This window comes from Acidovorax sp. NB1, from assembly GCF_005405905.1.
GTDB lineage: Bacteria > Pseudomonadota > Gammaproteobacteria > Burkholderiales > Burkholderiaceae_C > Acidovorax.
Map to the genome: position 1 here is coordinate 169,917 of NZ_BJHU01000035.1, position 24,606 is coordinate 194,522.

General features: G+C 61.8%; 41 protein-coding genes. 2 read left to right on the forward strand and 39 right to left on the reverse strand.

The annotated features are described in order from the left end of the window. Positions 1–70: 70 nt before the first annotated feature. The 38 genes from AvAM_RS18180 to AvAM_RS18365 form a co-directional block, all read right to left on the reverse strand. Positions 71–721 carry a phage tail tube protein gene (locus AvAM_RS18180; protein ID WP_137748369.1) on the reverse strand — a complete coding sequence of 217 codons (651 nt, stop codon included), beginning with the start codon at positions 719–721 and terminating at the stop codon, positions 71–73. Between the two features lie 138 nt (positions 722–859). Next, a complete protein-coding gene (locus AvAM_RS18185) occupies positions 860–1,357 on the reverse strand; it encodes a Rha family transcriptional regulator (RefSeq protein WP_137748370.1) in 498 nt (165 codons plus the stop codon). 72 nt (positions 1,358–1,429) lie between these two features. Continuing rightward, complete coding sequence (locus tag AvAM_RS18190; protein ID WP_137748371.1) at positions 1,430–1,837, reverse strand: phage tail terminator-like protein; 408 nt, start codon at positions 1,835–1,837, stop codon at positions 1,430–1,432. Continuing rightward, positions 1,834–2,235 carry an HK97 gp10 family phage protein gene (locus AvAM_RS18195; protein WP_137748372.1) on the reverse strand — a complete coding sequence of 134 codons (402 nt, stop codon included), beginning with the start codon at positions 2,233–2,235 and terminating at the stop codon, positions 1,834–1,836. Before AvAM_RS18195 ends, AvAM_RS18190 begins: the two co-directional genes overlap by 4 nt. Continuing rightward, the gene (locus AvAM_RS18200; RefSeq protein WP_137748373.1) at positions 2,204–2,671 is read right to left on the reverse strand and encodes a hypothetical protein; all 468 of its coding nucleotides are present in this window, start codon (positions 2,669–2,671) and stop codon (positions 2,204–2,206) included. The genes AvAM_RS18195 and AvAM_RS18200 overlap by 32 nt, the downstream gene beginning before the upstream one ends. A gap of 427 nt (positions 2,672–3,098) precedes the next feature. After that, a complete protein-coding gene (locus tag AvAM_RS18205) occupies positions 3,099–3,458 on the reverse strand; it encodes a hypothetical protein (RefSeq protein WP_137748374.1) in 360 nt (119 codons plus the stop codon). After that, positions 3,455–3,835, reverse strand: a complete 381-nt coding sequence (locus AvAM_RS18210; protein ID WP_137748375.1) for a hypothetical protein — start codon at positions 3,833–3,835, stop codon at positions 3,455–3,457. The genes AvAM_RS18205 and AvAM_RS18210 overlap by 4 nt, the downstream gene beginning before the upstream one ends. Next, positions 3,832–4,074: a hypothetical protein gene (locus tag AvAM_RS18215; protein ID WP_137748376.1), complete on the reverse strand. Its 243-nt coding sequence runs from the start codon at positions 4,072–4,074 to the stop codon at positions 3,832–3,834. Before AvAM_RS18215 ends, AvAM_RS18210 begins: the two co-directional genes overlap by 4 nt. Beyond that, complete coding sequence (locus AvAM_RS18220) at positions 4,071–4,556, reverse strand: DnaT-like ssDNA-binding protein (RefSeq protein ID WP_137748377.1); 486 nt, start codon at positions 4,554–4,556, stop codon at positions 4,071–4,073. The genes AvAM_RS18215 and AvAM_RS18220 overlap by 4 nt, the downstream gene beginning before the upstream one ends. 3 nt (positions 4,557–4,559) lie before the next feature. Continuing rightward, on the reverse strand, positions 4,560–4,880 hold the full coding sequence (locus AvAM_RS18225; RefSeq protein WP_137748378.1) for a HeH/LEM domain-containing protein: 321 nt from the start codon (positions 4,878–4,880) through the stop codon (positions 4,560–4,562). Positions 4,881–4,919: 39 nt separating this feature from the next. After that, positions 4,920–5,540, reverse strand: coding sequence for a hypothetical protein (locus tag AvAM_RS18230; protein WP_137748379.1), 621 nt, complete (start codon positions 5,538–5,540; stop codon positions 4,920–4,922). 292 nt (positions 5,541–5,832) lie between these two features. Beyond that, positions 5,833–7,137, reverse strand: a complete 1,305-nt coding sequence (locus tag AvAM_RS18235) for a P22 phage major capsid protein family protein (protein WP_137748380.1) — start codon at positions 7,135–7,137, stop codon at positions 5,833–5,835. A gap of 65 nt (positions 7,138–7,202) precedes the next feature. Continuing rightward, positions 7,203–7,982, reverse strand: coding sequence for a DUF6651 domain-containing protein (locus AvAM_RS18240; RefSeq protein ID WP_137748381.1), 780 nt, complete (start codon positions 7,980–7,982; stop codon positions 7,203–7,205). Between the two features lie 154 nt (positions 7,983–8,136). Then, positions 8,137–8,391, reverse strand: coding sequence for a hypothetical protein (locus AvAM_RS18245; protein ID WP_137748382.1), 255 nt, complete (start codon positions 8,389–8,391; stop codon positions 8,137–8,139). A 61-nt stretch (positions 8,392–8,452) separates the two neighbouring features. Continuing rightward, entirely contained in the window at positions 8,453–8,761 is a 309-nt protein-coding gene (locus AvAM_RS18250) for a hypothetical protein (RefSeq protein ID WP_137748383.1), read from the reverse strand. Between the two features lie 7 nt (positions 8,762–8,768). After that, positions 8,769–9,875: a phage minor head protein gene (locus tag AvAM_RS18255; RefSeq protein ID WP_137748384.1), complete on the reverse strand. Its 1,107-nt coding sequence runs from the start codon at positions 9,873–9,875 to the stop codon at positions 8,769–8,771. Continuing rightward, a complete protein-coding gene (locus tag AvAM_RS18260; RefSeq protein ID WP_137748385.1) occupies positions 9,875–11,269 on the reverse strand; it encodes a DUF4055 domain-containing protein in 1,395 nt (464 codons plus the stop codon). Before AvAM_RS18260 ends, AvAM_RS18255 begins: the two co-directional genes overlap by 1 nt. Positions 11,270–11,277: 8 nt before the next feature. Next, entirely contained in the window at positions 11,278–12,564 is a 1,287-nt protein-coding gene (locus AvAM_RS18265; protein WP_137748386.1) for a terminase large subunit domain-containing protein, read from the reverse strand. Beyond that, entirely contained in the window at positions 12,548–13,012 is a 465-nt protein-coding gene (locus tag AvAM_RS18270) for a DUF2280 domain-containing protein (protein ID WP_137748387.1), read from the reverse strand. Before AvAM_RS18270 ends, AvAM_RS18265 begins: the two co-directional genes overlap by 17 nt. 28 nt (positions 13,013–13,040) lie before the next feature. After that, positions 13,041–13,631 carry a putative metallopeptidase gene (locus AvAM_RS18275; protein WP_137748388.1) on the reverse strand — a complete coding sequence of 197 codons (591 nt, stop codon included), beginning with the start codon at positions 13,629–13,631 and terminating at the stop codon, positions 13,041–13,043. Between the two features lie 16 nt (positions 13,632–13,647). Then, positions 13,648–13,869: a hypothetical protein gene (locus tag AvAM_RS18280; RefSeq protein WP_137748389.1), complete on the reverse strand. Its 222-nt coding sequence runs from the start codon at positions 13,867–13,869 to the stop codon at positions 13,648–13,650. Positions 13,870–13,871: 2 nt separating this feature from the next. Next, positions 13,872–14,144: a hypothetical protein gene (locus tag AvAM_RS18285; RefSeq protein WP_137748390.1), complete on the reverse strand. Its 273-nt coding sequence runs from the start codon at positions 14,142–14,144 to the stop codon at positions 13,872–13,874. 2 nt (positions 14,145–14,146) lie between these two features. Continuing rightward, positions 14,147–14,383, reverse strand: coding sequence for a hypothetical protein (locus AvAM_RS18290; RefSeq protein WP_137748391.1), 237 nt, complete (start codon positions 14,381–14,383; stop codon positions 14,147–14,149). Position 14,384: 1 nt separating this feature from the next. Further along, positions 14,385–14,663, reverse strand: a complete 279-nt coding sequence (locus tag AvAM_RS18295; protein WP_137748392.1) for a hypothetical protein — start codon at positions 14,661–14,663, stop codon at positions 14,385–14,387. Positions 14,664–14,887: 224 nt separating this feature from the next. Next, positions 14,888–15,079, reverse strand: coding sequence for a hypothetical protein (locus AvAM_RS18300; protein WP_137748393.1), 192 nt, complete (start codon positions 15,077–15,079; stop codon positions 14,888–14,890). Between the two features lie 388 nt (positions 15,080–15,467). After that, complete coding sequence (locus AvAM_RS18305; protein ID WP_137748394.1) at positions 15,468–16,133, reverse strand: hypothetical protein; 666 nt, start codon at positions 16,131–16,133, stop codon at positions 15,468–15,470. 10 nt (positions 16,134–16,143) lie between these two features. Continuing rightward, positions 16,144–16,398 carry a hypothetical protein gene (locus AvAM_RS18310; RefSeq protein ID WP_137748395.1) on the reverse strand — a complete coding sequence of 85 codons (255 nt, stop codon included), beginning with the start codon at positions 16,396–16,398 and terminating at the stop codon, positions 16,144–16,146. Beyond that, a complete protein-coding gene (locus AvAM_RS18315) occupies positions 16,395–16,850 on the reverse strand; it encodes a hypothetical protein (RefSeq protein ID WP_137748396.1) in 456 nt (151 codons plus the stop codon). The genes AvAM_RS18310 and AvAM_RS18315 overlap by 4 nt, the downstream gene beginning before the upstream one ends. Further along, positions 16,847–17,347, reverse strand: a complete 501-nt coding sequence (locus AvAM_RS18320) for a recombination protein NinB (RefSeq protein WP_137748397.1) — start codon at positions 17,345–17,347, stop codon at positions 16,847–16,849. Before AvAM_RS18320 ends, AvAM_RS18315 begins: the two co-directional genes overlap by 4 nt. Next, on the reverse strand, positions 17,340–17,675 hold the full coding sequence (locus AvAM_RS18325) for an endonuclease (protein ID WP_212742284.1): 336 nt from the start codon (positions 17,673–17,675) through the stop codon (positions 17,340–17,342). The genes AvAM_RS18320 and AvAM_RS18325 overlap by 8 nt, the downstream gene beginning before the upstream one ends. Before the next feature lie 329 nt (positions 17,676–18,004). Next, positions 18,005–18,883, reverse strand: coding sequence for a toprim domain-containing protein (locus tag AvAM_RS18330; protein WP_137748398.1), 879 nt, complete (start codon positions 18,881–18,883; stop codon positions 18,005–18,007). Beyond that, complete coding sequence (locus AvAM_RS18335; protein ID WP_137748399.1) at positions 18,880–20,385, reverse strand: DEAD/DEAH box helicase; 1,506 nt, start codon at positions 20,383–20,385, stop codon at positions 18,880–18,882. Before AvAM_RS18335 ends, AvAM_RS18330 begins: the two co-directional genes overlap by 4 nt. A gap of 1 nt (position 20,386) precedes the next feature. Beyond that, positions 20,387–21,202, reverse strand: coding sequence for a hypothetical protein (locus tag AvAM_RS18340; RefSeq protein WP_137748400.1), 816 nt, complete (start codon positions 21,200–21,202; stop codon positions 20,387–20,389). An 8-nt stretch (positions 21,203–21,210) separates the two neighbouring features. Further along, entirely contained in the window at positions 21,211–21,462 is a 252-nt protein-coding gene (locus AvAM_RS18345) for a hypothetical protein (protein ID WP_137748401.1), read from the reverse strand. Between the two features lie 44 nt (positions 21,463–21,506). Next, complete coding sequence (locus AvAM_RS18350) at positions 21,507–21,740, reverse strand: hypothetical protein (RefSeq protein ID WP_137748402.1); 234 nt, start codon at positions 21,738–21,740, stop codon at positions 21,507–21,509. Further along, complete coding sequence (locus AvAM_RS18355) at positions 21,737–21,952, reverse strand: hypothetical protein (RefSeq protein WP_137748403.1); 216 nt, start codon at positions 21,950–21,952, stop codon at positions 21,737–21,739. The genes AvAM_RS18350 and AvAM_RS18355 overlap by 4 nt, the downstream gene beginning before the upstream one ends. 3 nt (positions 21,953–21,955) lie before the next feature. Beyond that, positions 21,956–22,510: a YdaS family helix-turn-helix protein gene (locus tag AvAM_RS18360; protein WP_249368223.1), complete on the reverse strand. Its 555-nt coding sequence runs from the start codon at positions 22,508–22,510 to the stop codon at positions 21,956–21,958. Next, positions 22,507–22,818 (reverse strand): helix-turn-helix transcriptional regulator, encoded by a 312-nt coding sequence (locus tag AvAM_RS18365; protein WP_249368224.1) that lies wholly within the window; start codon positions 22,816–22,818, stop codon positions 22,507–22,509. Before AvAM_RS18365 ends, AvAM_RS18360 begins: the two co-directional genes overlap by 4 nt. Between AvAM_RS18365 and AvAM_RS18370 the strand changes: the two genes are divergently transcribed. Together AvAM_RS18370 and AvAM_RS18375 are read left to right on the forward strand one after the other, a co-directional pair. After that, positions 22,817–23,491, forward strand: coding sequence for a helix-turn-helix transcriptional regulator (locus tag AvAM_RS18370; RefSeq protein WP_171012317.1), 675 nt, complete (start codon positions 22,817–22,819; stop codon positions 23,489–23,491). The two genes, AvAM_RS18365 and AvAM_RS18370, sit on opposite strands and share 2 nt — an antisense overlap. 9 nt (positions 23,492–23,500) lie before the next feature. After that, positions 23,501–24,073, forward strand: a complete 573-nt coding sequence (locus AvAM_RS18375) for a hypothetical protein (RefSeq protein ID WP_137748406.1) — start codon at positions 23,501–23,503, stop codon at positions 24,071–24,073. Positions 24,074–24,077: 4 nt separating this feature from the next. Here AvAM_RS18375 and AvAM_RS25730 read toward each other — a convergent pair whose 3' ends face one another. Beyond that, complete coding sequence (locus AvAM_RS25730) at positions 24,078–24,506, reverse strand: hypothetical protein (protein ID WP_171012319.1); 429 nt, start codon at positions 24,504–24,506, stop codon at positions 24,078–24,080. Positions 24,507–24,606 lie beyond the last annotated feature (100 nt).

Genomic DNA, 24,606 nt, shown 5'->3' on the forward strand with positions numbered 1-24,606 from the left:
CCGCCGTCCCTGCGAAGGAACGAACGGCGCCTGGTCGGTGCTCGGTGAATGGGCTTGCGCCCGGTGTGAATCAGCTTGCGTAGCCCACGAACAGGCCGAGGAAGTTGACCGTCAGGCCTACGCTGATCGCGGAGCCCTTGGCGATGCTGGGCATCTGGGCGAGCTGCGCGGTGCCGTAGCCGTAGCCGGTCTGGCCGCCAGCGAGCAGGAACTTGAACGCGATGCGCTTGCTCAAGTTGCGGCTGATCTTGTTCAGCGCAATCTGCGAAGCGGTGGATGGGTCGTAGCCCAGAGTGAGGTTGATGCTCGAAGCGTTGAAGCCTGCGGGCATGTTGATGGCATTGCGGCGCGACAGTGGCTCGATGGTCACATTGCGGGCATCGCCACCATTGGGCTGCACATCGAGCACCTGGCCGATTTCCAGCCAGTTGGTGACCTTGCGCAGGGTGCCGGTGCCAGCACCAGCGGGATACCACTGGGTATCAGTTGCGTCCAGACCCTTGAGGCTCAGAGTGTCTGCAGTCAGCTGGTCAGCCTTCCAGACCGCATCCGTTGCGTCCTCCCAGCCGGAGGTGAATAGAACCTCATCGTTGTCCACAAGACCATGGCTGGTTGCGGATAGAACGGTGGGATCGGCATTCGTGGCCGCCGTCACAGTGATGGCGGAGCCGAAGGTTTCAGAGAAGAGGAACTTCGAGCCCTCTGCGAGGAAATATGCCATGGTGGGCCTTTCTTTGGACGAAAAAAAACCGCATTGCTGCGGCTGGTTGCGCCCACGCGGGGCAGTGAAATGCCCTTTCGGGCGGGGAAATAAAAAAGCCCGCCGAAGCGGGCAACCACGAAAGGACCGTGGAGGTATTTAGTGCAGAGGCAGCGCCGGTTGGATTTCGGACTCCAGGCGCTCAAAGCGCTCGCGCAGCGCGGGGATCTCCTTCTTCCGCTCCAGCATCAGGTGTGAGCCAAACGAGGCGCGCACCTTGGATTCGACTTCCTTCGCAATCAGCGCGTGCATCTGCTGCCAGAGGTTGTCGTCGCGCTGGCGTAGCGCATCACGCATACGGTAAAACTCATTGATCAGCGCGACCTTGAACTCCACAACGGCGTCTGTATTCCGCATGAGCGAAATCAGGAAGGCGGCCTGGCGCTCATTGAGCATCGCAACCTCGCGCGCCTGTGTGCCACCACGGGTTGCGAAGGGTGCAACCTCAAATTGCACCCTGCCCATGGTTGCCAGCTGATCCGCATACCGGCGCAATAGCTGGACGACCGAGCGGTGCTTTTGACTCATTCCTTGCGCAATGACGGCGGTTGACGTGAGAGGCTCGCCGTTGATGACTGAAACGATCTGTGTGTGCATGTTGTGTCCTTTCGTGATGCACAAATGAAAAAACCGCCTCAAGGGCGGTTTGCTCAGGCCGGTCTTCGCCGGTTACGGGGTCTGAAAAGACCTCCAATAAATGGACACCGGCACCATGTAGCGGTCCCCGTCGGGGAACCCGCTGCCGATGCTTGGCGTCTTCAGGATCTCGACCTTCCCTGTTCCCTTCGTGAGCGTCAGGGGAGGTTTGAACTGGTCGCGGATCAACTGGGCCCGCGTCTTCGCAGGAACCCGCCCCTTGTCCAGTGGGTAGAACAGCGACACCTGCAGGATTCCCCTGTCTTCGGTCACGTCCAGCGTGACGGCGTGATCCACCGGGGTGTTCGTCAGGTGGTTGATGCGCTGGTACTCCGTGCCAGCCACGGGCGTGAAGGTCTTGTTCTCGAACGCAGTGGCGATGGCGGGGTTGATGGCCAGCAGGCGCTCTTCCAGCGCGGCTTCGATTTCGGCGAGGGTCACTTGATGCTCTCCACGGCGCGTTTGATCGCCTCGCCATAGTTTTGGACAGCCAAGCGCACCATGCCGCTAGGAGCTTGATCGGACCAGCCGTTCTCTAATCGCTTTGCGTACGGCAATGAATTGGTGAGCCAAATTGTTTGCCCTGGCTTCCAACCAGACAGTACCGTCTCTGTTCTCGATAGCGCCCCATCACCAGACTTTTCTGGGGGGCTGGTCGTAGTCGTGTTGACCAATCCGAGTCCACACTGGAAATTCCCTTTGAACCTCCCCGTGTCAACCGGAGCGCGTTCAATCATCTGGCTCTGTAGGGCAAGCGCCGTCTGGCGCACAACCATCTCGGCTCGCGCGCCCGCCCGCTCGCACAACTTATTCAGGTTCTCTGCGAACTGATTCGACATGGCGCCCCTTTGCAAGCGTGATCGCCTCTTCATCGGTGTACCGGCCTTTTCGAACACGCTGCTTGAGCGCCGAAATTGACACAGCACATCGGTCATCTCTGGCCCATTCGGCCATGGTCTTGGTTTCACCGAAGGCCGTGAGCGTTCGATGATTACCCCTGTTGTTCGCATTCACCACGGGAGTCACCCAGCGACAGTTGCCCGGCTCATAGTCGCCATCGTTGTCACGGCGATCAATCTGCAGGCCTTGTTTGTAGCCAGCCGCCAGTGCCCAGTCACGGAACTTGACATAGCTGTCTGACCATTCTTGGCACACTGATATCCCCCGCCCGCCGTAGCGCTCATATGGCCCAGCGCTCGGGATCTGGCATCTGGCTTTCATGCTATGCCAGACCACGTACAGCGGCGTACCCTCTTCTCCGTGGGTCAGGCTCATGGCCCGCGCGTTCTCGATAACGATGCACCCACATGAATTCGTGACGCCGTTCGCCAACTCCCAAACACCCACCAGCTTTTCAACACCGCATGAGCAGCGACACAACACCTTGCGGTTTCCGCTGTCTCTGTTCGGGGTGTCGTCAATCACCGTAAGTCGCCCAAACTTAGAGCCCTTCGGCGCCTGGTGCTTCTGCTTCACGCACCCACACGACACTGTTACCCCGCTTATGACGTGCGCCAGTCGAATGGCCTTCTCGGTCCCGCAGTCGCACCGAAATGTGGCTTTCTGGGCCATCTTTGGCACACCGTCTGCGAACCGCAGCACCGTCAAATTCCCGAATCGATCCCCAGCAGCTACAGGCATAGAACCTCCGCACAACAAGATGCGATTGATTCTGCCAGTTTTCCTTAATTCGTGCTATTTATTATCTTCTCACGATCAGTTCCACCAGCACCGAAGTGCCGGCCGGGGCCAGGTTCTTCGCGCGGATGACGGTGAACGCCACGCCGCCCAGCGTCAGGATGTGCGTCGGCTCGGGGATGCTCAGGCCGACAGCCGACAGGTACGCCTGTTCGTCGGTGGCCAGCACCGTTGTGCCGTCCACCAGCTTTTGGTCAACGGGGAACACTGCGGCGGTGCAAGCCTGCGTCACCTCGACCTCTGGGTAGTCGCCCAGGTCTGGGTCGTATTCACCGCTGCGGGTCTTGTATGTGACCGTGCCAGCGGCGCCGAACTCGCGCAGGATCTCGTCGGCCACCTGGGCCATTTCGGCGTAGAAGGTCATGCGATCCTCCGGGCGTACTCTTCCAGCAGCGTCTGGGCGATCCCCTGAATGCCGTAGGCCTCCTGCTCTGAACCGCAGCGGCGCTCGCCGATGTTGGCGCAGTGCTCCTGCCAGACGTGCACCGCCTCATGGACCAGCAGGCCCGCGATCTCGATGCTGGAGCGGCCCAATGTGTCGCCCAGAGCCACGATGGCAACCGACGCGCCCTTGCTGTTGGTCAACAGGTGCGTTGTGGCGTCGGCGCGTGGTGATGCAAGGTAAGGCGTCGCGGGCAGCTTGCAGGCCTTCATGGCGGCGTCGCACTCTTCCTGGCTCAGCACCAGGCAGAGGAACGGCCCGGGGGCGGCCACGCGGCGGTCAAGCCATTTGGTCTTCATGCTTCCACCGTCAGCGCCACAGGCGGCATGGTGCTGCCCACAACCCACAGGGCGACTGGTCGGCCAGCGTTCAGAGCAGCCAGTTCCTCAGCCGTTGGCGTCCAATAGCTCACCACCGCCGGTATGCCATCGCATTCGGTGCGAGTGATGGGCAGCGCGCCGCATGGCAGTTCGCTCTGGTCCCAGCCCTTGGGCGCGCCCAGGACCGCGTTGTTCGATGGGTGCTGCGTCTTCTTCATGCCCGCACTACCCTCACCTGCCCAGCGCTGCCAGCCAGATACGGAGCCAGCAGGGTTTCGGCGGACTGATACCGCGTAGCCTGCCGTGTGCCGGGCGCATAGGTGGTCTCAATCGGCCCAACCTTCACGCTCTGCTTCTGCGGGCCCAGGTCGGGGGCGATGTCGCCAGCCGATGCCTTCAGCGCCAGCAGCGCGCAGGCGTTGGCGATGGCAGCCGGGACTGTTTCCCAGTTGATCTCGTAGCCGTCCACCACCACGCCAGCGCGGGGCCAGTCCAGCACCTGCCCAGCGTTCAAGCGCTCCCCTTTCCAGCGGCCAGAGTAGCGGCCCATGTAGTCGGTGGCCTTACGCAGGGCTTGCTCCTTGGCCTCGGTGGAAAGGGGCGCCCAGGCGGCATTGCCACGGGCTGCGTGGAAGGCGTCGGCGTTGGCGACGGAGATATAGGACTCCGCGCCAGCGGTGGGGGCGACGATCAGGGCCATGGTTTACTGAGCGACGCGCGCAGCGCGGTCTTCGTCTGCCAGGTTGTTCCAGTCGGCACCGGACAGGCCGGAGCGCTCAAAGGCGGTCAGCAGAGCCACCAGGTCAGCCTTCTTGGCGCCGTCGGGCACCGTAACGCCAGCGGCGGCCAGGGAGTCGCGCAGATCGGCCACGCTGGCCTTCTTGGCGCCGTCGGGCTCGTTGTCGGCTGGCTCCTGGCGGGCACATTTCACCCAACCAAGGGCTTCATGCTGCGAGAGGGCCACGGGGTGCACTTCGAGGTACTCGCCGTGCTTGGTCACAGGGATCAGTTCGTTGTCGGTCATGGTGTTCTCCAAAGAAAAAAGGCCCCGAAGGCCCTTGTTTCACTGTTTGATGGCGCGCTCTACCGGCCATCCACGCTCTATCAATCTTTTCCGCAGCAGTTTCTCCGTGATGTCAGTTCGCACGGACAGCTCCTTGATGGTCAACATCACGCCATCAACCGGGAATCGTTTCAGCGGCGGCCGTGGCGTCGGCGCGGCCTTGTTGATATGCCCGGCCCAGCGTGTTTCGTGCGCCTTGGCCATGCGCTCATGCGATGTCAGCGGTGCAGTTGTCAGGGCCTTCGCGTCATCCCATCCCAAAATGGAGATACGCTCCCACAGCGTTCCTGCGTTGATTCCGGTCTCTTCCGACCATCTCTTCAATGACTGTGTTCGGCCATCGTAAGTTAAGGCCCTGGCGCTTCTTCGGTTGTCAGCATTCTGGCTTCGGTTTGCCCACCGCACATTTCCGGGCTCATAGTCGCCGTCGTTGTCTATACGGTCGATTTCAAGCCATGGCTTATATCCATCCGGCAGACCCCCAATGAAATTCGCAACGTCATGCCACTCTGGGCAAACTTTAATTCCACGCCCCCCGTAATTCGGATATGCGGGGCACGATTCCATGTAGCACCGGTCCATCATGTGGCGCCACCGGTGGTAGTGAGCAGATTTACTCATGTGATGCGTTGATGTCTTTTCCAACCTCAAGCATCCGCAAGATGAAATCCCCCCGCTTTTCAAAGAGTCGAAGCGAACTGCCTTGGCCTCACTGCCACACTCGCATTCGCAAATCGCCTTGTATCTGTATGTGCCGGGGATTTGGCCCGTCGCGACGACTCGCAACCTGCCAAACACATCCCCCGGCAACACAGCCCGCGATTTGGTTGGAATCAATCCGAATCTTTGCAGCATATCGCTCCCTTTCAATGGAAGCGCTATTTTAGCCTAGATCACTGGATTGATTGCCGTGCTACCCCAAAAGGGTAGCAATATGTTCGCTCTTAGTCACGCCAGTGCCCCAGGCCATGCAGATCTCGAACTTGACCTGGCGGTACTGGCGGTACACGCGCACCTCGAAGGTGAGGCCGGTCACGGGGTCTGTGATCATCATGGAGTCGTCGGCCGAATCGCCGCCTTCTGGCACCGCAGGAGCACGGCAGGCCAGCACCAGGGCGTTGCGGCTGAACGCGAAGTTGCCGGTGTAGCTGTTGCCCACGGTCAGCGCGTTGCTGGTCGGGATGGTCATCAGCGCGCCAGGCCGGTTCAGGCTGATCGTGCCTGGTGCGGCCACGCCGGTGCCGACCACGTACTTGTTGGCCGAGTCGGCGGCGAAGGTCACCACATCACCGGCCAGCACCGTGCCGGTGCCGGTGATCAGCGCGATGTCGCGTACACCTGCAGCGGTGCTGCCGGAGGTCACGTAGCTGGCGCCGGTGCCCTTGACGTGCTGCTGGATGCCTGCCGAGTAGCGCACAGCCATGTTCTGCAGCAGGTCGGTCATGCCAGTGCGCAGCATGTCGCTGGAACCGGCTTCGTTGACCTTGAAAAGCACCGACTGCTTGCCGCGCAGGTTGGCGATGGAGGCCGAGTTCAGCACCAGCTGACGGCTGACCACAGGGGCGCCGTTGTCGTCCAGGATGCGAGCCACACCAGCCAGGTCGGACAGATCGCCAGCAGTGCCCAGGGGCGTGGTGCCAGCGGTGCCGTAGGCACGGGATGCGCCGTTCTTCGCAGACACAGCCAGGTCGATTTCCATGGCGTTCACGATCTTGCGCATGCCGTCGGCGAACTGATCGGCCAGGATCTGGTTGTAGGTGCCGGTGGAACCCACAGCCTTCTGCTCTTCGCCGTTCCAGCGGATGGGCGCAGCCTTGGACTTGCTGATCGTGATGTCGGCAAAGCCCACGGTGGTGTCGCCGCTGTTGGCAGGCGTCGCGCCGGGCGTGATGTCTTCCAGCGCGCCGGATTCACCCAGCGGGATGCGAACGGTCTGGCCCACGGCCGCGCGCTCGGCGTTGCTGTCACGACGGACGGCCGGGATGAAACCCACCATTTCGCGGGATACCACATTCAGAGCCTCGTACAGCGTGGGAATCAGACCGGTGAGCGTGTTGGCGCCCAGGGCGAAGTCCTGCTTCTTCTGGGTGACCCAGGAGTGCGTGAGCTCGAACACGCGGGCCGCAGCAGCGGCGACGGTGGCCATGGGCAGGATGGCCGCGACGACCGCGACCAGAGCGAGTGCGACGAAGCGCAGTTTGGAGAGAGTGGCTTTCATGATGGCCTTTCGGAAATGAAAAAGGCCGCACATGGCGGCCCGATTTGGGGATGGTTGAAACGTGGTCAGTCGGTGATCTGCACGGCATCCTTGCCGGTGACCGCTGCGGCCTTGGCCGTCGGGTCGAGAGCATCGAACTGCGCGCGGGTCATGGTCTTCTTCCCGCCAGCACCTTGATTGCCGCCATGGGCGCCGCCACCAGAGGCGCCCGTGCCCTTCAGGATCTGGTCCTTGTAGGGGTACTGGTCCACCAGGGTTTCCAGGGCTTCTTCGAAGTCGGCCAGCTCACCAGGGCGAGCGCGGCTGAAAATCTTGTTGCCTTGGGGGTCGTAGGCGACGGTCTTGCCTTCTTCGATCTTGAAAGCGTTGCCGAAACGGGCTTGCACCAGATCCGCCGGAATGGCGAACTTGTCAGCGATGACTTTGGAGCGCGCGAACGCACCGCCAATCTTTTCGCCGTACAGGGCTTGCTCCAGCTCGGTCGCTTTCTTCACCACTGGGGCGTACTTGTCCTCCACGGCCTTGATGGCTTCGGCCTTCACCTTTTCGACTTCGCCGGCATCCACCAGCTTCTTGTCGTCCAGGTTCTTGATGGTGCTCAGGGCCTTCGCGGCTGCCACGGGGTCTTCAATCCCTGCATCCTTGAATGGTTTCAGAGCACCTTCAGCGGCTTCTGCGCGCTCGCGGTGGCTCTTGGCCTCCCCGTTGAGGCGGGAAATGGTCTGGATGGTGCTGTCACCATCGAAGGCCGTTTCCTTGCCGTCGGCGTGGACGAACACGGGCAGCTTCTGGCCGTTGACTTCTTGGAGAACGATTGCGCCGTTGGCGTCGAATTTGAATGGCATGGTTTGAGTGCTTTCTTCACAGGCATCCACCTGTGGACGGGTGAGCCATCCGGCCCGATGCGCCCTCAGCCATCCGGCGTCTGGGCAATGAAAAACCCGCCGAGACTTGCGCCTGGGCGGGTTGTTTGGAAACTCTCTGAAATCAGTAACTTTTCTAGAAAATAGTGCCGTCTATATCAGCAAGATTGCTTGATGCAATCGGATCAGTTACAAAATATCCCTCAATTTCAATTCCTTCGCCAGTGCTAAGAAATCGAACATCTTCGATCTGCGCGGCGATTAGCTCTTTATCCAGTTCGCCAGCGATCGGAAATCTCATACCTATAAACCCAAGAGCTTGAATCGCCTCGTGGAGTAATGGCTTTGATTGATTATTAACAACAGCAGTAAAAGAACCAGCCGCACGCATATGCCACTCATTAATTGACAGCCCGCAAATAGAAAGGGGATAAAGCGCGAGGACTCTCATATTAATTGGCGGACTTCAATTTCGTCCGTCTTGGCTTCGGCTCCTGCACAAGCTTCGGCGGGTCTTGCACCATGAAGCTGAGAATGCCCCGCTTGTCGCAGTGGTAGCAGACCTTGTCTGCCGTCACCGTGCCGCGCTTGATCTTTCCGTCCTGGCCGATGTAGGAGCCAGTGACCACCGTCATGGTGTCCCTGCCGCCGCACTTCGAGCACTGCAGCATGCCCGGCGCGCGCTTCATGGCCTTGACGCGCTCGATGGCGGCCTGCTTGGCGTCGGGTGCTGTGGGTGGGACTATGCGGAGTTCTGGCACCCGCGCATCATATTCCGGCCCGCTTGAAAGCCTCCGCGTCCTTCTCCCTGAGCTGGTCCAGCGTCAGATACCGTCCGTTCTGCGAGTACATCCGCTCCAACGGCAGGTTTCCTTCGCTCATCAGCCGCGCCCGCGTGGGGCCCAGCACTTCAATCTGCCGCGCCGACGACTGCTTTTTCAGCCACTCGGCGTAGGTCGTCTCTGCCGGCACCTGACCGTCCATGCTCGCCCGGGTCTTGCCCACCACCACAACCTCGGGCACGTCAATGCCCAGCTCGCGGTGGCTTTTCAGCACGTAGGTCGCATGACTGCGGCAACGCCAATGCAGCGCCCCAGGTCCGCCCAGCCAAGGCAGCGCGTGCCCGATGGGCTTGTGCGCCGTCGTGTACTGCTTGCCGTCACGGGCCCGGCACGGTGGCGATGTCCGCAGGTCGATGGTCGATGACCACACCAGCGCCTTGATCAGGTCCGTGTTGGCCTCTACCGTCATGTCCTGGGCGAACCGTGCCATGTGGCCCAGCGCCGTGCGGGTCACCGCTTCGGCATCCCTGCGCGTCACTTCGATCAGGCCGTCTGCAAACCCCTTCGCCCGGGTGCCTCGCAGCTCCCGGATGATCTGATCCGTGGTCTTGCCTTCCACAAAGCCGCTGGCGATGGCCTGGCGCACTTGGCGCATCTTCTTGGCGTCCAGCTCTTTCCATACCTCGCGCAGCATCACGCCTTGGAACGGGCGGGACATTGCCGCCGCGTACACAGCCTCGGGCGCCACGCTGGCCACCTGCACCACAGCGGGCACATGGGCCACCAGCACCTGGTTCTGGTAGGCCGCCTCGTAGGCCACGAAGTCCCGCAGCTCCTGCGTCAGATCGCGCTCCACCTCGGCGAACGCCTGGGTGTTCATGCTCCGCACGCTGGTGAGCATGGATTCCAGCCGCTCGATGGAAAAGCTGGTCGCGTCCATGCGCTCCAGCCGGTCGGCCAGTTCCGCGAAGATGCGCTTGTCGCTGCGGTTGAGCACGGAAATTATCCGCGCAACCACGTTGTTGCTCAGCCCCTGCAGCGCCACCTGATGGCGGATCGCCTCGGACTGCAGCAGGTCGTTAACCGAATCCATCAGGCCGCCCCGACAGTTCCCAGGGCTGGGCCTTCCTCCTGCACGGCTTCTATCTCATCCGCCGGGTCCAAGTCTGGAGAGAGTGTTCCGCGCCGCTGGTACTCTTTCAGCGCCGTGGCCTTCGTGATCAGGCCGCCCTGCTGCAGCGACAACACCAGTTGGGCGCTCGCGTCGGTGAGGTTGGCGCTGGCGAAGTCCTTGAACAGGCTGGCATGGCCGCCCTGCGGCTCCTTGACCCAGGCGGCCATGAACTGCAGGGCCTGGTCGAGCGAGTCCTCGAACCCCTCGGTGATCCGCTGCAGCTCCGACTTGTTGGCCTCTGCGTCGTTTGCCGCCTCCGTGGCGCTGCGCTGTCCGGGCTTCTGCACCAGCAGCTCAGCGCCGGTCTGGATCATCTGGTCTTCCAGCGCTTCCAGCGACTTGGCCCCGGCCTCGATGGCGGCGCCCGTGTGCTCCACGAACTTGAGGTCGCCGTCCTTCGGCAGGCGCACGGCAGCGGATGCGCCGACGGTGAGCTGCGTGCCACCCGTGCCGTCTACTCCAGGGTCATCACCACCGATGAGCGCCAGGATGGGCACGCGGGCCACATGCAAGATAGTGTCCTGGTCGCTCTGGCTCTGCCAGTGCTTGACGTTCAGGTAGGCCAGATCCAGCAGCGGGGACACGCCATCCATGAAACCGCGCTTGCGGCCGTAGACCGGCGCGAACGGGATGGCCTGCAGCGTTGTGGTGCCCTGCTCTTCCAGCACCCAGTCATCTTCAGCCTTCGCCCCGGGCATGTAGACGGCCCACGCGCCCGGCGTCAGCACGCGCACACGCGGCTCATGCTTGATGCCGAATTCTCCGTCGTCCTCTTCCTTGGTCTCGGCCAACCGCAGCTGCGTGAGCACCGTGGCGCCGTTGCTGCGCTGGGCTTTCCAGCCCAGGATTTGACTGTGCCGGACCGCAACCATGTACGGGCGGGCGCCAATGGCTCGCTCGTCGGCCAGGGTGCGGGCACCCGATACACGGGGGTAGTCCACCAGGATGCCAGCCAGGCCGAAGCCCAGAGCCTCATCCATCATCATCGCGGCGAAGGTGTGCAGGCTGTTGCCCTGCAGGTCCACGTCTTCGCACCAGGTCTTGATCTTTTCCGGGGTGTCTTCGCCCAGCGTGACCTGCTTGCTGAACGGTTTTCCGGACATCACACCCAGCGTGCGGCCAAAGGCGGGGAACAGCGTGGCCGTGGCCAGGCGGGCTTCGTAGCTCTCCTTTTCTTCGCCGGGCCACTTTGGCAGGAACGTGGTTCCCGCCTTGCGCATGGCCGCAGTTCCGCCCAGCAGGGCTTCGGCGATGGGCCAGTTTTGGGCCAGTGCCTGCACTTCGCTGGATTGGTTCTGTACTTTTTGGGCCATGTCTTCTTTCACACGCGCAGAGGCGCCACCGAAACCGTCCGCTTCACAATCGGCCAGCGCTTCACCAGGAAGTAGCCGACCGCATCATTCGGGTGGTCATGCCCCGTTGTTTTGTCGGGCTCACCGTTAGCGCCCCATGCCTGCTGTTCCAGCGCCTCGGTGAGCGCTGGGCAGGCGTCCGTGTTGATCTTCCAGCGCCGCGCGCCGTCGGCGTTCAGCGTCATCGCATCCACTGCGTTCACCCGGTCCTTCACTGCAGGATTCGAGGCGTTTACGCTGATCTGCAGCCCCGCCTGCTTAAGGATCGTCAGGTCCGACTCGCTGGCGTTCTTGCTGCTGGTGTTACCGCCGCTGGCATCGGGGTAGACCACCACCGGGTGGCCCTTGTCCACGTACCGCTCTTTCAACATGCGCGCCATGGTCGGCGTGTCCCGCACCTTGGTAAGTTCTTCCAGTGACAGCGGCAGGTCGGCACGGATCACGCTGACCACCGCCGTCATGTTCAGCACGTTGAAGTCCAGGCCGATGTGAAGAGCCTCTTTGTCCTTGATCTTCTCCGGCGTGTGGTTCAGCTTCCGGTCGAAGTTGGGGTACACGTTGCCGCTGGCCAAGTTCACGAACTGGCCGCGCAGGTATGCGCTGATCAGCTGCGGCGGGTAGCTCGCCAGCAGACTGCTGATGTAGTCCTCTGGCAGGTTGTCTTCGTTGTCGTACGTGCTGGCCTGCACCATGCCGTACATCGAGGCAAGCTCCGGCTTGTCCCGAATTGCCTTGACCCACTGCTGGTAGACGAACTTGAAGCCCTCGGGCGTCGTCGTCACATCCAGGCCGTTGAGCCCGTCGAACCTCAACCGCAGCCGCGCGATGGCCTTGCGCCAGGCCAACTCGGCCTTGGGCAACTTCATCACGTCCAGCTCGTCCATCAAGCCGCGCGCGATCTTGAAGCCGATGATGGTTTCCGGCTTCTCCAGGGACCGGCAGATGATCGTTCCGCGATACACCCGCCCGCTGTAGACGTGGATCTCGTGGTTGCTCTGGTTGATCTCTGCCCGCTGCCCCCAGTCGAAGGCGACCTCTTCAAAGGTCGGGTAGTAGATGTCCCGGATCTGCGCGTAGGTTGGCGCGAAGTAGCCCAGATGAGCCTTCGGGTGCTCCCAAAAGTGCTTGCACTGGCTGGCGCCGCCAACCCACGTTTTCCCGCTGCCGAAGCCAGCCACAAAAGCCCGGAACTTGTGCGGCAGCGTGAGGAATTGCGACTGCGGGACGTTCAGCGATGGGTTAACCGTCGCTGACATGCTTGCGCGCGTCCTTCACTGTGATGACTACCTGCGTCGGCTGGGGGGTGTCGCCGCCCTCCTTGCCGTCCGTCTTCTGGCGGTTCACGTAGGCGTCGCCTACTTCCTTGGCCGCCTGCTCCAGCACCTGCAGCGTCAGAGCCATGTTCCGCATTCCCTCGGCCTTGGTGGCGATCCGCTGCAGAGCTCGGAGCCGAAAGGCGCGCTGGGCAATCGGGATATCGCTGACTTCGTCCTTGAACTTGGCCCGTGTCGCCTCGAAAACCGCCCGCCATTTCTTGGACAGGTTCCGCCCGGTGTGCTTCGTGGGGTCGTATGTGGCCACCTGCTGGCGCACCACCACGATCCCAAATTCCTCTTTTACCGCCTCAGCTACCTGCGAAGGGGTGTCGTAGCACGCCAGCGCCTGTACGACGAAGCGCTTCACGTCGTCGGAGAGTGCTGCCATGCGAAACCACCTGTAAACCGCCAGTCAATCAGGCTGCGCGCAACAGACACGTCCCACATGCTCCTGCGATGTTTGCCTTGCTGACCTCTGGTTGTGCGCCCGCAGCCCGGGCCAGCTTTCCAATCGCGCCGCCCGGGTCTCCTACCCCATAGCGCCTGACAACCCCAACGAACTCTTCCACGTCATGACCCCGAATGCAGAGCTTCGGCTTGCCGTCGCGGGTGAACTTGGGCGCCCCGAAGTCGTCCAGAGCGTGGGCTACGTGGTACAGCTCATGCTCTACCAGCGCACACCAGTCGGCGTCGCTGCAGGTCGCGCAGTAGCTGGCATCCAGGGTGATGATGTAGCCCGGCACTCGGCCGAACCACTCGAACAACTGCTGCTCCTGGCGGGCCTTCTGCCAGCCTCCGGCGCGGATCATTACCTCTTCCGCCTGACCGATGACCGTGCGCATCTGCTTGGTGAAGCCCATCGGGGCCCAGAGGAACACCAGGTTGGAGTCGATCAGGTGGGCATGCTCCGGGTTGTGGATGCGCCCGTCTTCGGCCAGGATGTTGGCTTGTACCCACTCGGCTACGCCATCCGCAGGCCGGAACCTGTCCAGGTCGGCGGGCGGCATTGGCCTTGAGCCAGGGCTACCCGAACTCAAAGCCTGTCGTGCCGTCATCGCGGGGCACCATGCGGGCCGCCTTGGCCAGGCGCTGCAGGGAGGATTCGAATTCCTCTTCGTACAGCCGGGAGTAGTAGGCCTCTGCCTTTTCTGGAACGGCGATGCACTTGTTCTTCCAGTCCCCGTAGCCAGTGGCGATCCGGGTTTCGACCTGATCGCCGATGCACTGGGAAGAGGCGGTTTCCATGGTCAGCCTTCCACCAGCGCGCGCAGCGCATCGGCCGACTCTGGCAGATCCACAAACTGGCGCTGGTCGTAGTCGTATTCGTTGCGCGCGATCTCGACATCCACGCCCACCTGAATCTGCACATCCACCCCGGCGACATGCTCACCGCCGCAGCCGGAGCAGTGGAAGCGCTGGCCCTTGTAGACCAGGCGCTCGTCGTGCAGGTCGAAGTCGAAGCTGTGCGGGCAGTCGTAGGACATCCACACTTCGCGCTTCGGGTAGGTGGTGGATGCCATGGTCAAGCCTTCAGCAGCGCCACCAAATCGGGCGCGGCAGAGATCACTTGGAGCTTGCCAGCCGATGGAGCGAACAATTCATTGAAAGCCCCGAGGAAGCCGCCTTGAACACCGCGCGCCACGATCATCTTGCGGCCCTGGTCGTCCTTCCATTCCTCCATGCCGTTCCACTTGGAAACGCAGGTGAAGCGGATGCCCTTCACTTCGAAGGACTCGACGCGGGTGTATTCCAGTTCCATTTCATGCCTCGCGCAGCCGCTTGTACTCTTCGCCGCTGACAGTGCGCTGGATGATCTGCTTGGCGTGGAGCGTCAGCACGACTTGGGGCGCAATCTCGCAATCCTTGCGCGGGAATTGGATATCAATCACCCCATTCACGCGGCGCCCGTCGATGAACAGCAGGCCGCCAATACCGGTCGTGACGAACTCCACTACCGGAGCTTCCTTCGTCTCAGGCGCTTTCTCATGGAAAACGCGCTCCACATCCTCACCGGCGAGCTTCACACGAATTTCAGACATCACTTTCCCCAGTTAAGAGCCCTTCGGACAACCCACATGGGCAGGGCTTGCCGGCGCGCCTCTGCTGGTGACGGCTGGGCAGCCGCAGGAGTTCAGCGCCTGGTCAGGGCGCTCCCGTCCAGCTTCCGGGGTGGTTGTGGGTTGCGAATGCAGGCCAGGCTGGGCGAACCACTTGGCCGCGACCGATCACCTATGGCGTCGGGGCGGGCCCTGCCAGCAATCGTTCAGGATGCTGAGGCGCTGGCCTTGGTGCCCAACGGCACTTCGGTGACTTTGATTTCGTTGCCGCTGTGCACCCAGATTTCCATTTCGTCACCGGGCTCCAGTACCGCAGGGGCGGCACCGCCGGTCTGCTCGACCTTGGCCTCGTAGGGGCCGGAGTTCTTTGGAACTTGGATGCGTACTTTGAGAGTCATGGGATTCCTTCAGGTTGTGGGTTGCTCAGCGCAGGACGATCCAGGGCGTTCAAGGATGTGTCTGGCGGGGCCTGGCTGAGCGAACGGGGTTGCCGCGCTGGGATTCGAACCCAGGTAGGAGCATGTATCGGCTGCGCGCGCCACACGTCCCTGTTGCTTGCAGCAGGCTTCCGGCCTGCCTTGGCGCATCACCTTTAGGCCACTCGGGCACGCGGTGGAAACGAAAAAGCCCGCAGGGCAAACCGTGCGGGCTTCAAAAATTCAGGGCGAGTTGTGCCATCAGCATCTACCGCAGTCGCTACAGGCGATGGCCAGGCTGTGGCTGCGGGCATCCGGCAGAACTTCGAGGCGCGAGAGAATCAGCATTCTCTGCGGCCCTCTACCGCAATCATACACGGTCAGCAGTTGGGTGCAAGCGTTTCTTGATAGACTGGCGCGCGCGGTGGACGCAATCGTCCATAAAATTTGCCAGCCTGCGCCCAGCCTCCCCGTGCGGAATCCGTAACTTTCCCGTCGCACTGCAGGGCTTGCACTGCTTGCTAGACAGGCGGCCTGTGTCCGGGATGACCTCGAACTTGCGGCCGTGGCAGGCGTGGCAGTTGGGCGCTAGCCACCAGCGCAGCAGAGCGCCAGCCACCTGCTCGGCGTCTTCCACCTTCCACTTCAGGAGCTGCAGGGTCAGCTGCTCGCGCACGGCGGGCATGGACTTCAGGTGCGACATCAGCAGCTTGGCCTGCTGGTGATTGAACTCGGCGGCCAGCTTGTCAGCCACAGCGCGGGCCATCGATGGCGTCTGCGTGAGGGCGACAGGCTGGCGCGCGCGGGCCGCCTGGGCGAAGTCGGCGCCTGTGGTCGGCCGAAGGTGCTCGGCTCTATCCCATTCCGTGTGCAGGCGCAGCAGAGCGGCCCCGATGCGGCTGGGAGACCAGCCAGCGGCGATCAGCAGGTCCGTGTCGGAGCGTGGCGCGCCCTCGCGTGTGTCGCAGCGCAGGTCGGAGCTGGCCGTGGCCGATGCGTAGCTTTCCTCAATGGTGCGGCGTTCGTCTTGGTACATGTTCTCCCTTTCAGTTCATCCAAATCGTGTGCAGCGCTGGCCGCAGGCGGATCGCCCGGGCCACGGTTGTCTCAATGGGCGCCACCTCAACGGGCGTGACCATGGGCTGCTGCTCGTCCTTGACTGGCAGCCCTTCATAGGCCGTGAATCGGTGAAGGTTTGCGCACTCGATACGGCGGGCGACGGCACCGGTATGGCGGCGGCGGGTTTCCAGGACTTCGGTCCAGGCGCCGCAGATTTCGCAGGGTGGCGGCTGGTAGCTCATTCGGCCGCTCCTGCCGCCTTGGGCCAGACGCCCATGGCTTGAATTCGACGCTGGGTGTCGGCCACCCATGCGGGTTCAATGAGGCGGCGGGCCTCCTTGCTGAACAGCGCGCCCTGGTCGAAAAGGGAATGGCACCCGCGCTGCCCTGGGCGGTCGGCACACAGCGGGAAGGTCTGCAGGTCGCAGGCCTTGAGGGCCATGCCCTTCCCAGTGTTGGCGTGCGCTGCCTGGCTGTGGCCCCAGATGCCGCAGTGCTTGCAGGGCAGCTGGGCAACCAGGCGCAGGTAAGCCTTGCAGCGGATGGGCTCCTCCTTCGGCACAGGGGCTGGGGCGGTGGCCACCGGCTGCGGCGCGCGGAACGCCCCGGGTGTAACGGTGGGCATGCTGCGCACGCGGTCTGGGTCGCGCTGCTCGCGGCGGGGCGCGCGGGGGCGGAAGCCGGTGCGCTTCATGGCTGCACCCCACCGATGATTTCCCCCGTGTCAGGGTCCACCTGCATGCCCTCCCACTGCTGGTAGGTGGCCGGGAACGTCACCCCCAACTCGGTCGCGGCGAAGGCGCTCACCCGGTCGATCAGCTGGCTGTATCCCTTCACACCCAGGTCTTCGGTGCTCACGCGCTGGCGGCGGCGCACTTTCTTGCCCGTGAGTGGGTTCTTGGTGGTCACGGTCTTGTGGCCCAGGTACTCGGCGCGGAAGTGTTCCTTCCACACCGCCAGTGGGTACTGCTGGCCGTTGGGCCGGGCCTGGTCCGCGATGGCCTTGAGCACCACGCCGTGGTAGTACCGGCGCTGGCGGTCGGTCTTGGCGTCTTCGTGGAGCCGGACCTCGACGTGCAGCCGGTGGCCTGCGGCCCACATGGACTTGCACCAGGGCGCGAGCACGTTCTTGAAGTGCTGGCCAGCCTGCACGGGTTCGTTCCAGGCGGCGGAGATTGCAAGGTCAGCCATGACGCACCTCCACCCGGACCATGCCGCCCACCTCATCCGCCTTGGCGATGGCTAGGGACCAGTGCTTGTCATCCACACCCAGCACGTCGGCCAGCCCATCCAGGCCGGACTTCATGCGGGCGAGCAGGTTGTCCAGGTCGTAGGCCCGGCGCGTTGGCGGCACGAACACCAGGGAGACATGCAGCTTCTTGGCCTCGGTGCGGGCCGCGCCCTGTTGGCGGGCGGTGATGTAGCAGGCGTGGCGGTAGGCCTTCTTGGCGCGCGAGAGTGCGGACCAGTGCTGGCGCGCGTTTGGGCTCAGCTCCTTGGGAGGCCATGGCAGGGTCAAAATCAGTGCGTCGTGTCTCACAGCTACCTCTAAAAAACTGAGTCATTCACCCAGTGGCCCCCTACCCCACAGAGTGGGGATCGGAGGGTGTTCCACCGGGCGGCATTCACCACCTTGCGGTCAGCAACCAGATCCAGCGCGGGTGTTTCGTTCATTCGCTGCATCCCTCAGGTGTTGCTTCAATAGGCCCCTGCCGGATTCGTCGGGAGTTGCACCCTTGCCTTGCGGCTTACCGGTAACGTTTTCTGCCGGGGATCGCTGCCCCTGTGTTTTCTTCCGCGCAGCCCATGCAGGCTCTTGGTTTTTGGCCCGGAGTGCCGTGGTGTTCTTCACGTCACGTAGCGCGCCTTCGCCTGTATCTGCCGCTCAATGCGGCGATGGGCTGATACCCCCCACTCGGCAAGCGCATCGGCCCAATCCGTGCCTTCAATGCCCTCTGGCCATGCCACACCAGCGCCAATCAATTCGGCGGCGTTGGTGGCCTTTTCTCGGCCTGGGTTGAACCCTCTGCGCGCTTCGGTGCCGTGGTCGTCATCCGCGCAGATAACCACGCTCCCGGATGGGCGCATGGTGTCCACGACCGGAGACAGATTCCCAGCATCAAAAGCCACGATCACGCGGGCGTTGCGCACTGACTGGAAGATGGCAAGCCCAGTGGCCAAACCCTCACAAACTGCAGTCAGAGCAGCGCGTGGGCGGTCCAGCACCAAGGCCCCGCCCTTCACGGGTGCACCAGGCCAAAAGCGCTTCTGACCATCTGGCGTGATGCTCTGCAGGCTGATGATTCGGCCCTTCCACAGCACTGGCACCACCAGGGCATCGCCCCATATGCGCAGGGCCTGTGTGCCTACTGCTGATAAACCCTTGCGCTCCAGATAGGGATGCAGGCCATGTGCTGGTGCGCAGCGCGCCCAATGCGCACGCGCTCCCTCAATGGCGCGCAGGCGCTGAGCCCGCTCCTGCTGACGGCGGCGCTCAATGGCCGCCAGATCCACCGGGGACGAATGCGTAACGCTTTTGTCCGCCCAAGAATTGATGTCGGAGTCTGTTGCCCAGTTGCGCCAGTAACCGCGCCCATCGGCGTGAAGCACGTAGGCGCCGTTGCGCTTCTTAGGCTTGTCCAGCGTTGGGCAGCGACGCCATTTGCCATCAGCAACGATGGCGCGCGGCAACAGGCCAGACGCTTGCAAGGCTTGTTCAAACGTCATGCCGATGCTCCCATTTGCGCACCGCCAGCAGAGGGCCGGCGGTTGGCAAACCGGATTTGCTCAGAGCGGATGCGGCTGCGCACCTCGCTGCATGGCGGGATAGCCTTAGCTGGATCAAAGTCCCCCATAGGCCATGCGCCTGTCATGTTCTTGTAGATGGCAAGGGCCTGCTTGCGGGCAGCCTCGCCTTCTCGGCGCTCCAGCACATAGCCGCAAACCTGCGGCCACAGAGATGCAGATAGCTCCTTGCGGTGTCCGCCTGCGATCAACTCCTTGAGCGTGCCGGGAACGTGCTGAACCGATACACGGGCCGGGTATTCATGCCCACAGCATGGGCACGATGGTTGGGGCTTGTGCAGAGCGCGGCACTCAGGGCACTTCACCGGCTCCAGCTCTTTTTTCTCTTTCTTCTTAGGCTTCTCGCGCTTCTTGCCGTCGTCCAATTCACCCGCGCCGAAGTCAAAGAACGACTCGCATTCCTCGAAAAACCGGGCGCAGTTGCCAGAGTGGTCCAGCACGATGCAGTTTTGCTTTCCAGTCTCCGGGCTGATGCGCAGGCCGCGCCCGAACAACTGGATGTGCTCGGCCAGGCTCTTGCGCAGAGGCCGGGCCATGATGACGCATGACACATCGGGAATATCGAACCCGCGCGAAGCGGCAGTGACCGTAATCAGCCCACGGATTGCGCTGTCGGGTTTCTTGAATTCATTGGTCGTGTCGGCGCGGTCGTCTTCGCTGTCCTTGTATGTGTAGGTTGCGACATTGATACCAGCAGAGAGGAACTGACGCTGCAATTCCTCAACGTGGGCGGTATCTACTGCGGAGCAGATGAACTTGCGGTTTTCCCCGTGTTTCAGGTACTCAGCCACCACATCACCCACCACCTCCAGCGCCTTTCCGCTGGCCTCGCGTTCGTCCCATTCGCCCGTGCTCTTGACCGTTACGCCCGACATATCCGGCTCCGCGCAAGAAAAGATGCGATAGGGCGAAAGCCATCCGTCATCAATCAGGGCGCGGGTGGTTGTCACGTTGATTACCACATCAAACCACTTGCCCAGGCCCTTCGTGAACGGGGTAGCAGTCAGGCCGATGACGATGGATGCTTTTTCTTCCATGCGCTTTTTGTGCGTCGTGTGCAGAACGTGCGCCTCGTCAAACACATCCACGGATGTATCCGGCCAGCGGCGGCGGCCAAGCGTTTGCACGCTGCAAATTTGCAGCGGCAATGCGGGGCGCCAGCGCTCATGCCCGCCCTGAATCACCCCATGGTCCAAGCCGTATCGGTCGAACGTGTCGCTGGTCTGCTGGATCAGGCTCAGGCGGTCAACCACGAACGATGCACGATTGCCCTTCTCCTTGACCATTTCCATAAGCGCCGATGCAAGAACCGTCTTGCCGCCACCCGTAGGAGCGCAGATCAGGATGCGGCGGGCGCCATTGCGCACAGCGTCACGGGCCTTGTCGAAGGCCGCCTGTTGGTAATCGCGCAGAGTGACCTTCATGTCAGGCCGCCTTCCTGTACTGACGAATGAACGCCTCCACAGCGGCGGCGATCTTGTCCGGGTCTTCTTCCCCCACGGCTTTGCCACAGCGCATCAACTGGCGCTTTGCCCACTTCTCACGGTCTTGACTCTTGTGCGCCTTGTCCATGGCCTCGGACTGCTGGCGGATGGCGTGGTCACGCTGGAGCAGTGCCTTGCGAAGTTCGGCCTTGGTGTCGTCGGCTTCCATCGCCTTGAGCTGGGCGTGAAGCTGCTCGTTCTCTTTCTGGATTTCCGCAATCAGCTCGTCAATCGACTGGCCGGTGTCGGCATCGTTGGCAGGCTCTGGCTGGCGCTGCTTCTTGGCCTTCGCCAATTCGCGTTCGCCAGCCTTTTCCAGACGGGCAGTGACGCGGGCGCCCTCTTTCTGGTCGCGTTCGCGCTTGGCGGCAAGCTCTGCCTCAAACTCGGCTTCTGGCACTGCGGCCAGCTTTTGGGCGCGGCTGGAGAGGTCTTTGCTGATACCGGCGTCTGCCAGTTTTGGTGCGGTCGTGACAGACGACCGCACCTCTGCTGGCGTATGCTGGTTGACGCCAGCGCCAGCAGCACCCTTGCTCAAGCCGCCATCAGCCTTCTGTGCGGCCAGCATCTCACCCAAACGGCGCTCTGCACGAATGCGGATTTCAGCGGCATCAACTTCCAGCGTCTTGTCCTTTGCCATCCGGCCATACGCCTGCATGGCGGCGGCTTTGTCCGCCCAGGTCTTCACCTCATCGACCGACTTGCATTCGGCCAGTGCGCGGCAGGCCGCTTCATACTTAATCAGTTGCGTGCTCATGCTTATCCTCACGAACGTGGCACCTGCCAGCCGAACTTGTGGCAGCGGTGGAACATGGTTTTTGGAAGTGCTGCTTGTTTTGCTGCACAAGTACCGCTGGCCTGCAAGTGCTTGCACTCGACACAAGCGCGGCGGTCATCAATTTCCCGGTCGCGCAACATGCAGCTATCAGCCAGCGCCTCGGCTTGCAGCAATTCCAGCCCGCGCCGTTGAAACATCCCAATGCGCAGAGCCATACGGTTGATCTCGGCGGTATTCATCGCGTTGCTGTGCGGCCAGCAATGTGCGTCTGCGGATTGGTCGCTCACTTCGCCCCCCTGATCCGCTGATTGCGTGCCAGCGAAGCCGCCGACTGCTCGCGCGATTCGATGGTGATCCCGCTGGGGCGGCGCTCCAGGCTCACCGTCTGGCGGCCATTGCTGTCCAGCAGCAGATGCACATTGCCCTCAATGGGTGCGCGGCTGAGGTTGGTCTTGCGCGGTGCCTTGGAGGGCGCGGTGTCTTTCCCGCGCGGGCGGGCCATCTGGAAAGCATTCATGGGGTCACTCCCGTGCTATCCGACAGCAGCGGATTGCCTTGCAGGCAGCGGGCGACGACCATTGCTTCATGGCCCACTTTCACTACCTCTGCCGTCAGCACAGCTTCGATGTATGCATGGCGCTCCAAGCCCTTTGCCATGGCGATGGCGTCAAGGGCTTGGAGCAGGTGGTTGGGGGCGAGCTGGCGCAGCTCGGACTTGTCTGCGGCCATGGGTTACGCGGCCTCGGTGGTGGGCTGCGCGGTGAGGTCGGGCCAGATCAGGTGGAAGTCGTCTGGGCGCAGATCGCGGCGGGTGACAGCACCTTCTGTGGCGCGTTCAATGGCAACCGCATTGATGTAACCAACCCCACGCGATCCATGAACCATCTGGTTAATAAAGGAGGGGGCAACACCAATAGCCCGCGCCAAAACAGCTTGTCCACCAACAATTGCGCACGCCCGTTCTACTTGCCCTGCAGAACCTTCACGCTCGGTTTCTTGTGTAGCTTGCCCTGCCTCAATGCGCGCCCACTCGCAAACAGCCTCAAAATCCAATCCAGAGAACCATTCGTTCTTGTGCTTTTGAGCACATGCGTCAATGCACCGCTGTATCAACATCGCCTCGGCAGAGCATTGATATTCAGTGACGAATATGGCCCGATCAACGAGTTCGATACCCACGCATGCCACACGATCAGCATGGGATGCAATACGGGATTCTGGGTCGATACTTCGGCCAACTTTTATGTGTCCATTGCTGAACAGGCAGACGTAAAGGAAGCCTTTCATTGCGTCTCCTTAGCTTCGCTGCGTGGCGTTGGTTTGATGATTTCTGGAGTACGCACGCCATGAGCACGACCAACACGAAGCAGGGCAAGGGCCAGAGAACCTCTGGGCTCACTGGCTTTCCCGGACGCGAGATCGGACACCGTGGACTGCACACAACCGGCCTCTTTGGCGATTTGCGCCTGCGTCATCCCCTTGGAGGAGAGAGCTGTGATGAATTCATTCCATTGCATGATTCTCGAAGGATATCGTTCAACCGATATTTGCGCAAGAGGTTTCCCGCTATCGGTATCCCGTAAGGTCATGCTCATGACCACCGACTTCGGAAAACGTCTGAAAGAAGCCAGAAAAGCAGCAAAGCTGACGCAGGTTCAGCTGGCTAAGGCTGCGGGCATCGGACAGTCAACATTGGCGGAGCTGGAAAAAACCGGCTACGGGTCGGCGCGTGTTGCAAATTTGGCGGAGGCTTGCGGTGTGTCGGTGATGTGGCTGTCTGACGGAACGGGCTCAATGCACCCGACAACCGCCCTAAGCCCCTCTCCAGCGCCAGGTGTGCCCGTGGTCCACGTCCCCCTGCTTGCCAATGCAGGCAGCATGGGCCCAGGCACGGACATCCAGCACGACGACATCCTGGTCGGGCAGATCGCCCTTTCTGAGCAGTGGGTGTCAAGGCGTCTGCAGCCGACGAACCTGAACGCCCTCCGGTTCATCCACGCCTACGGCGACAGCATGAGCCCTACCTTTGAGGATGGCGACATCCTCCTGGTGGACACAGGGATCAGAGACCCAAAGATCATCGATGGCGTCTACGTCATGGCCGCCAACGACCGCGTTTACATCAAGCGCGTGCGCCAACGCATGGACGGGGTAGTGGAGATCAGCAGCGACAACGCCACGGTGAAAACGGTGGACGTGCTCAACGGAGATCACCGAATCGACATACTGGGCCGCGTGGTGTGGTGCTGGAATGGGCGCAAGCTCTAGGAGACGAATGTGAAGAGAATTTTTGCGGTGTTGGCGATCGCCATGCCCTTTGCCGCCAGCGCCCAGGCCTGGAAGCAGGAGCCAGATTCAGTGCTGGGAATCGCACTGGGCCAGCCGTTGAGCAACGATGCCATCAAGTCCTGCGGGGGCGTGCAGGTACAGCAGGATGCCGACCCCATTCAGGCCTGCGCCACAAAGAAACCGCAGTTTGGAGACGGGGCGATCTTGCTCGGTGGAATCCCTATCGAGGCATTCACGTACGGGGCGGTAGTTCGTGAAATCGGCGTCGTCTCGCAGATTGGGCTGATGGGCCCCAACGACCGGTACGAAGAAGTGAAGCGGATCTTGGTGGAGCGCTACGGGAAGCCGGCAAAGATTGGCAAGATCACAGTGCAAAACAAACTCGGCGCCAGCTTCGATTCTGAGCAATTGAGCTGGCGCGGGAAGACAGTTTCTCTAGTACTGGATCAACGCGCTGGCACTGTTGAAGAGTTTGCTGCCGTGTTCACGCATCTGCCTACTGCGGCGAAAGCAGGTGGTGCCACCGACACCAAAGCCAAGCGCGACGCCCAAAAGCTCTGATTGCTCATTGGGCTACGCAATTGCTGATGGATGAGTAGCTTGATGATCCAACAGGGAAGGCTGATAAAGGGGGAGGCGATTGACCGATCAAGACGTGAAGGATCTCATCGAACGGCCTGGAAAGATGGTGGTTCTGCCATTTGCTTGGATTGTCCAAGAGGGTGGCTATGTGCCCAGAGTCCACGTTTTCGAAAGCGGCGTGCAAGTAGGCCGAGAGGTGTTGGAGAGGGTTGCTGTCCGGGCCCGCTATCGCGGGGAAAAAATAATCCGCCGAGGAGATGCGGAGATCATTCAGCCGGAGAGTTTCAGCTGCGCACTCTTTCTTGGAGACGCACGCGTAGCGGCCCTTGATACCAATCCCGGCCAGCTTCACACGAACAAAGTAGGGCATGGACTGCCACACTTTGGTCAGACCATTGACGCGTTCACTCATCGTCATATTTGGACAGGGGCCTACGGCTATGCAGAACCTGTCAACCCTCCAGTTTTAGATGTTGTTCGCCTATTGGAGATCTTCGCGCAAGAGTGTAGGC

Coding starts and splice junctions, on each gene's coding strand:
- AvAM_RS18295 (WP_137748392.1), bottom strand. CDS start 14,663: ATGTCTGAAATTCGTGTGAAGCTCGCCGGTGAGGATGTGGAGCGCGTT.
- AvAM_RS18335 (WP_137748399.1), bottom strand. CDS start 20,385: ATGAAGGTCACTCTGCGCGATTACCAACAGGCGGCCTTCGACAAGGCC.
- AvAM_RS18200 (WP_137748373.1), bottom strand. CDS start 2,671: ATGAGCCTGACCCACGGAGAAGAGGGTACGCCGCTGTACGTGGTCTGG.
- AvAM_RS18185 (WP_137748370.1), bottom strand. CDS start 1,357: ATGCACACACAGATCGTTTCAGTCATCAACGGCGAGCCTCTCACGTCA.
- AvAM_RS18240 (WP_137748381.1), bottom strand. CDS start 7,982: ATGCCATTCAAATTCGACGCCAACGGCGCAATCGTTCTCCAAGAAGTC.
- AvAM_RS18360 (WP_249368223.1), bottom strand. CDS start 22,510: ATGAAAGGCTTCCTTTACGTCTGCCTGTTCAGCAATGGACACATAAAA.
- AvAM_RS18205 (WP_137748374.1), bottom strand. CDS start 3,458: ATGACCTTCTACGCCGAAATGGCCCAGGTGGCCGACGAGATCCTGCGC.
- AvAM_RS18350 (WP_137748402.1), bottom strand. CDS start 21,740: ATGAATGCTTTCCAGATGGCCCGCCCGCGCGGGAAAGACACCGCGCCC.
- AvAM_RS18320 (WP_137748397.1), bottom strand. CDS start 17,347: ATGGCTGACCTTGCAATCTCCGCCGCCTGGAACGAACCCGTGCAGGCT.
- AvAM_RS18280 (WP_137748389.1), bottom strand. CDS start 13,869: ATGGAAACCGCCTCTTCCCAGTGCATCGGCGATCAGGTCGAAACCCGG.
- AvAM_RS18225 (WP_137748378.1), bottom strand. CDS start 4,880: ATGACCGACAACGAACTGATCCCTGTGACCAAGCACGGCGAGTACCTC.
- AvAM_RS18355 (WP_137748403.1), bottom strand. CDS start 21,952: ATGGCCGCAGACAAGTCCGAGCTGCGCCAGCTCGCCCCCAACCACCTG.
- AvAM_RS18215 (WP_137748376.1), bottom strand. CDS start 4,074: ATGAAGAAGACGCAGCACCCATCGAACAACGCGGTCCTGGGCGCGCCC.
- AvAM_RS18220 (WP_137748377.1), bottom strand. CDS start 4,556: ATGGCCCTGATCGTCGCCCCCACCGCTGGCGCGGAGTCCTATATCTCC.
- AvAM_RS18245 (WP_137748382.1), bottom strand. CDS start 8,391: ATGCGTGCGGCTGGTTCTTTTACTGCTGTTGTTAATAATCAATCAAAG.
- AvAM_RS25730 (WP_171012319.1), bottom strand. CDS start 24,506: ATGAGTGAACGCGTCAATGGTCTGACCAAAGTGTGGCAGTCCATGCCC.
- AvAM_RS18275 (WP_137748388.1), bottom strand. CDS start 13,631: ATGCCGCCCGCCGACCTGGACAGGTTCCGGCCTGCGGATGGCGTAGCC.
- AvAM_RS18265 (WP_137748386.1), bottom strand. CDS start 12,564: ATGTCAGCGACGGTTAACCCATCGCTGAACGTCCCGCAGTCGCAATTC.
- AvAM_RS18290 (WP_137748391.1), bottom strand. CDS start 14,383: ATGGAACTGGAATACACCCGCGTCGAGTCCTTCGAAGTGAAGGGCATC.
- AvAM_RS18230 (WP_137748379.1), bottom strand. CDS start 5,540: ATGAGTAAATCTGCTCACTACCACCGGTGGCGCCACATGATGGACCGG.
- AvAM_RS18345 (WP_137748401.1), bottom strand. CDS start 21,462: ATGAATACCGCCGAGATCAACCGTATGGCTCTGCGCATTGGGATGTTT.
- AvAM_RS18260 (WP_137748385.1), bottom strand. CDS start 11,269: ATGGCCCAAAAAGTACAGAACCAATCCAGCGAAGTGCAGGCACTGGCC.
- AvAM_RS18180 (WP_137748369.1), bottom strand. CDS start 721: ATGGCATATTTCCTCGCAGAGGGCTCGAAGTTCCTCTTCTCTGAAACC.
- AvAM_RS18285 (WP_137748390.1), bottom strand. CDS start 14,144: ATGGCATCCACCACCTACCCGAAGCGCGAAGTGTGGATGTCCTACGAC.
- AvAM_RS18310 (WP_137748395.1), bottom strand. CDS start 16,398: ATGAGCTACCAGCCGCCACCCTGCGAAATCTGCGGCGCCTGGACCGAA.
- AvAM_RS18270 (WP_137748387.1), bottom strand. CDS start 13,012: ATGGCAGCACTCTCCGACGACGTGAAGCGCTTCGTCGTACAGGCGCTG.
- AvAM_RS18235 (WP_137748380.1), bottom strand. CDS start 7,137: ATGAAAGCCACTCTCTCCAAACTGCGCTTCGTCGCACTCGCTCTGGTC.
- AvAM_RS18340 (WP_137748400.1), bottom strand. CDS start 21,202: ATGAGCACGCAACTGATTAAGTATGAAGCGGCCTGCCGCGCACTGGCC.
- AvAM_RS18370 (WP_171012317.1), top strand. CDS start 22,817: ATGACCACCGACTTCGGAAAACGTCTGAAAGAAGCCAGAAAAGCAGCA.
- AvAM_RS18255 (WP_137748384.1), bottom strand. CDS start 9,875: ATGGATTCGGTTAACGACCTGCTGCAGTCCGAGGCGATCCGCCATCAG.
- AvAM_RS18330 (WP_137748398.1), bottom strand. CDS start 18,883: ATGACGTTTGAACAAGCCTTGCAAGCGTCTGGCCTGTTGCCGCGCGCC.
- AvAM_RS18195 (WP_137748372.1), bottom strand. CDS start 2,235: ATGTCGAATCAGTTCGCAGAGAACCTGAATAAGTTGTGCGAGCGGGCG.
- AvAM_RS18365 (WP_249368224.1), bottom strand. CDS start 22,818: ATGAGCATGACCTTACGGGATACCGATAGCGGGAAACCTCTTGCGCAA.
- AvAM_RS18300 (WP_137748393.1), bottom strand. CDS start 15,079: ATGACTCTCAAAGTACGCATCCAAGTTCCAAAGAACTCCGGCCCCTAC.
- AvAM_RS18305 (WP_137748394.1), bottom strand. CDS start 16,133: ATGTACCAAGACGAACGCCGCACCATTGAGGAAAGCTACGCATCGGCC.
- AvAM_RS18210 (WP_137748375.1), bottom strand. CDS start 3,835: ATGAAGACCAAATGGCTTGACCGCCGCGTGGCCGCCCCCGGGCCGTTC.
- AvAM_RS18315 (WP_137748396.1), bottom strand. CDS start 16,850: ATGAAGCGCACCGGCTTCCGCCCCCGCGCGCCCCGCCGCGAGCAGCGC.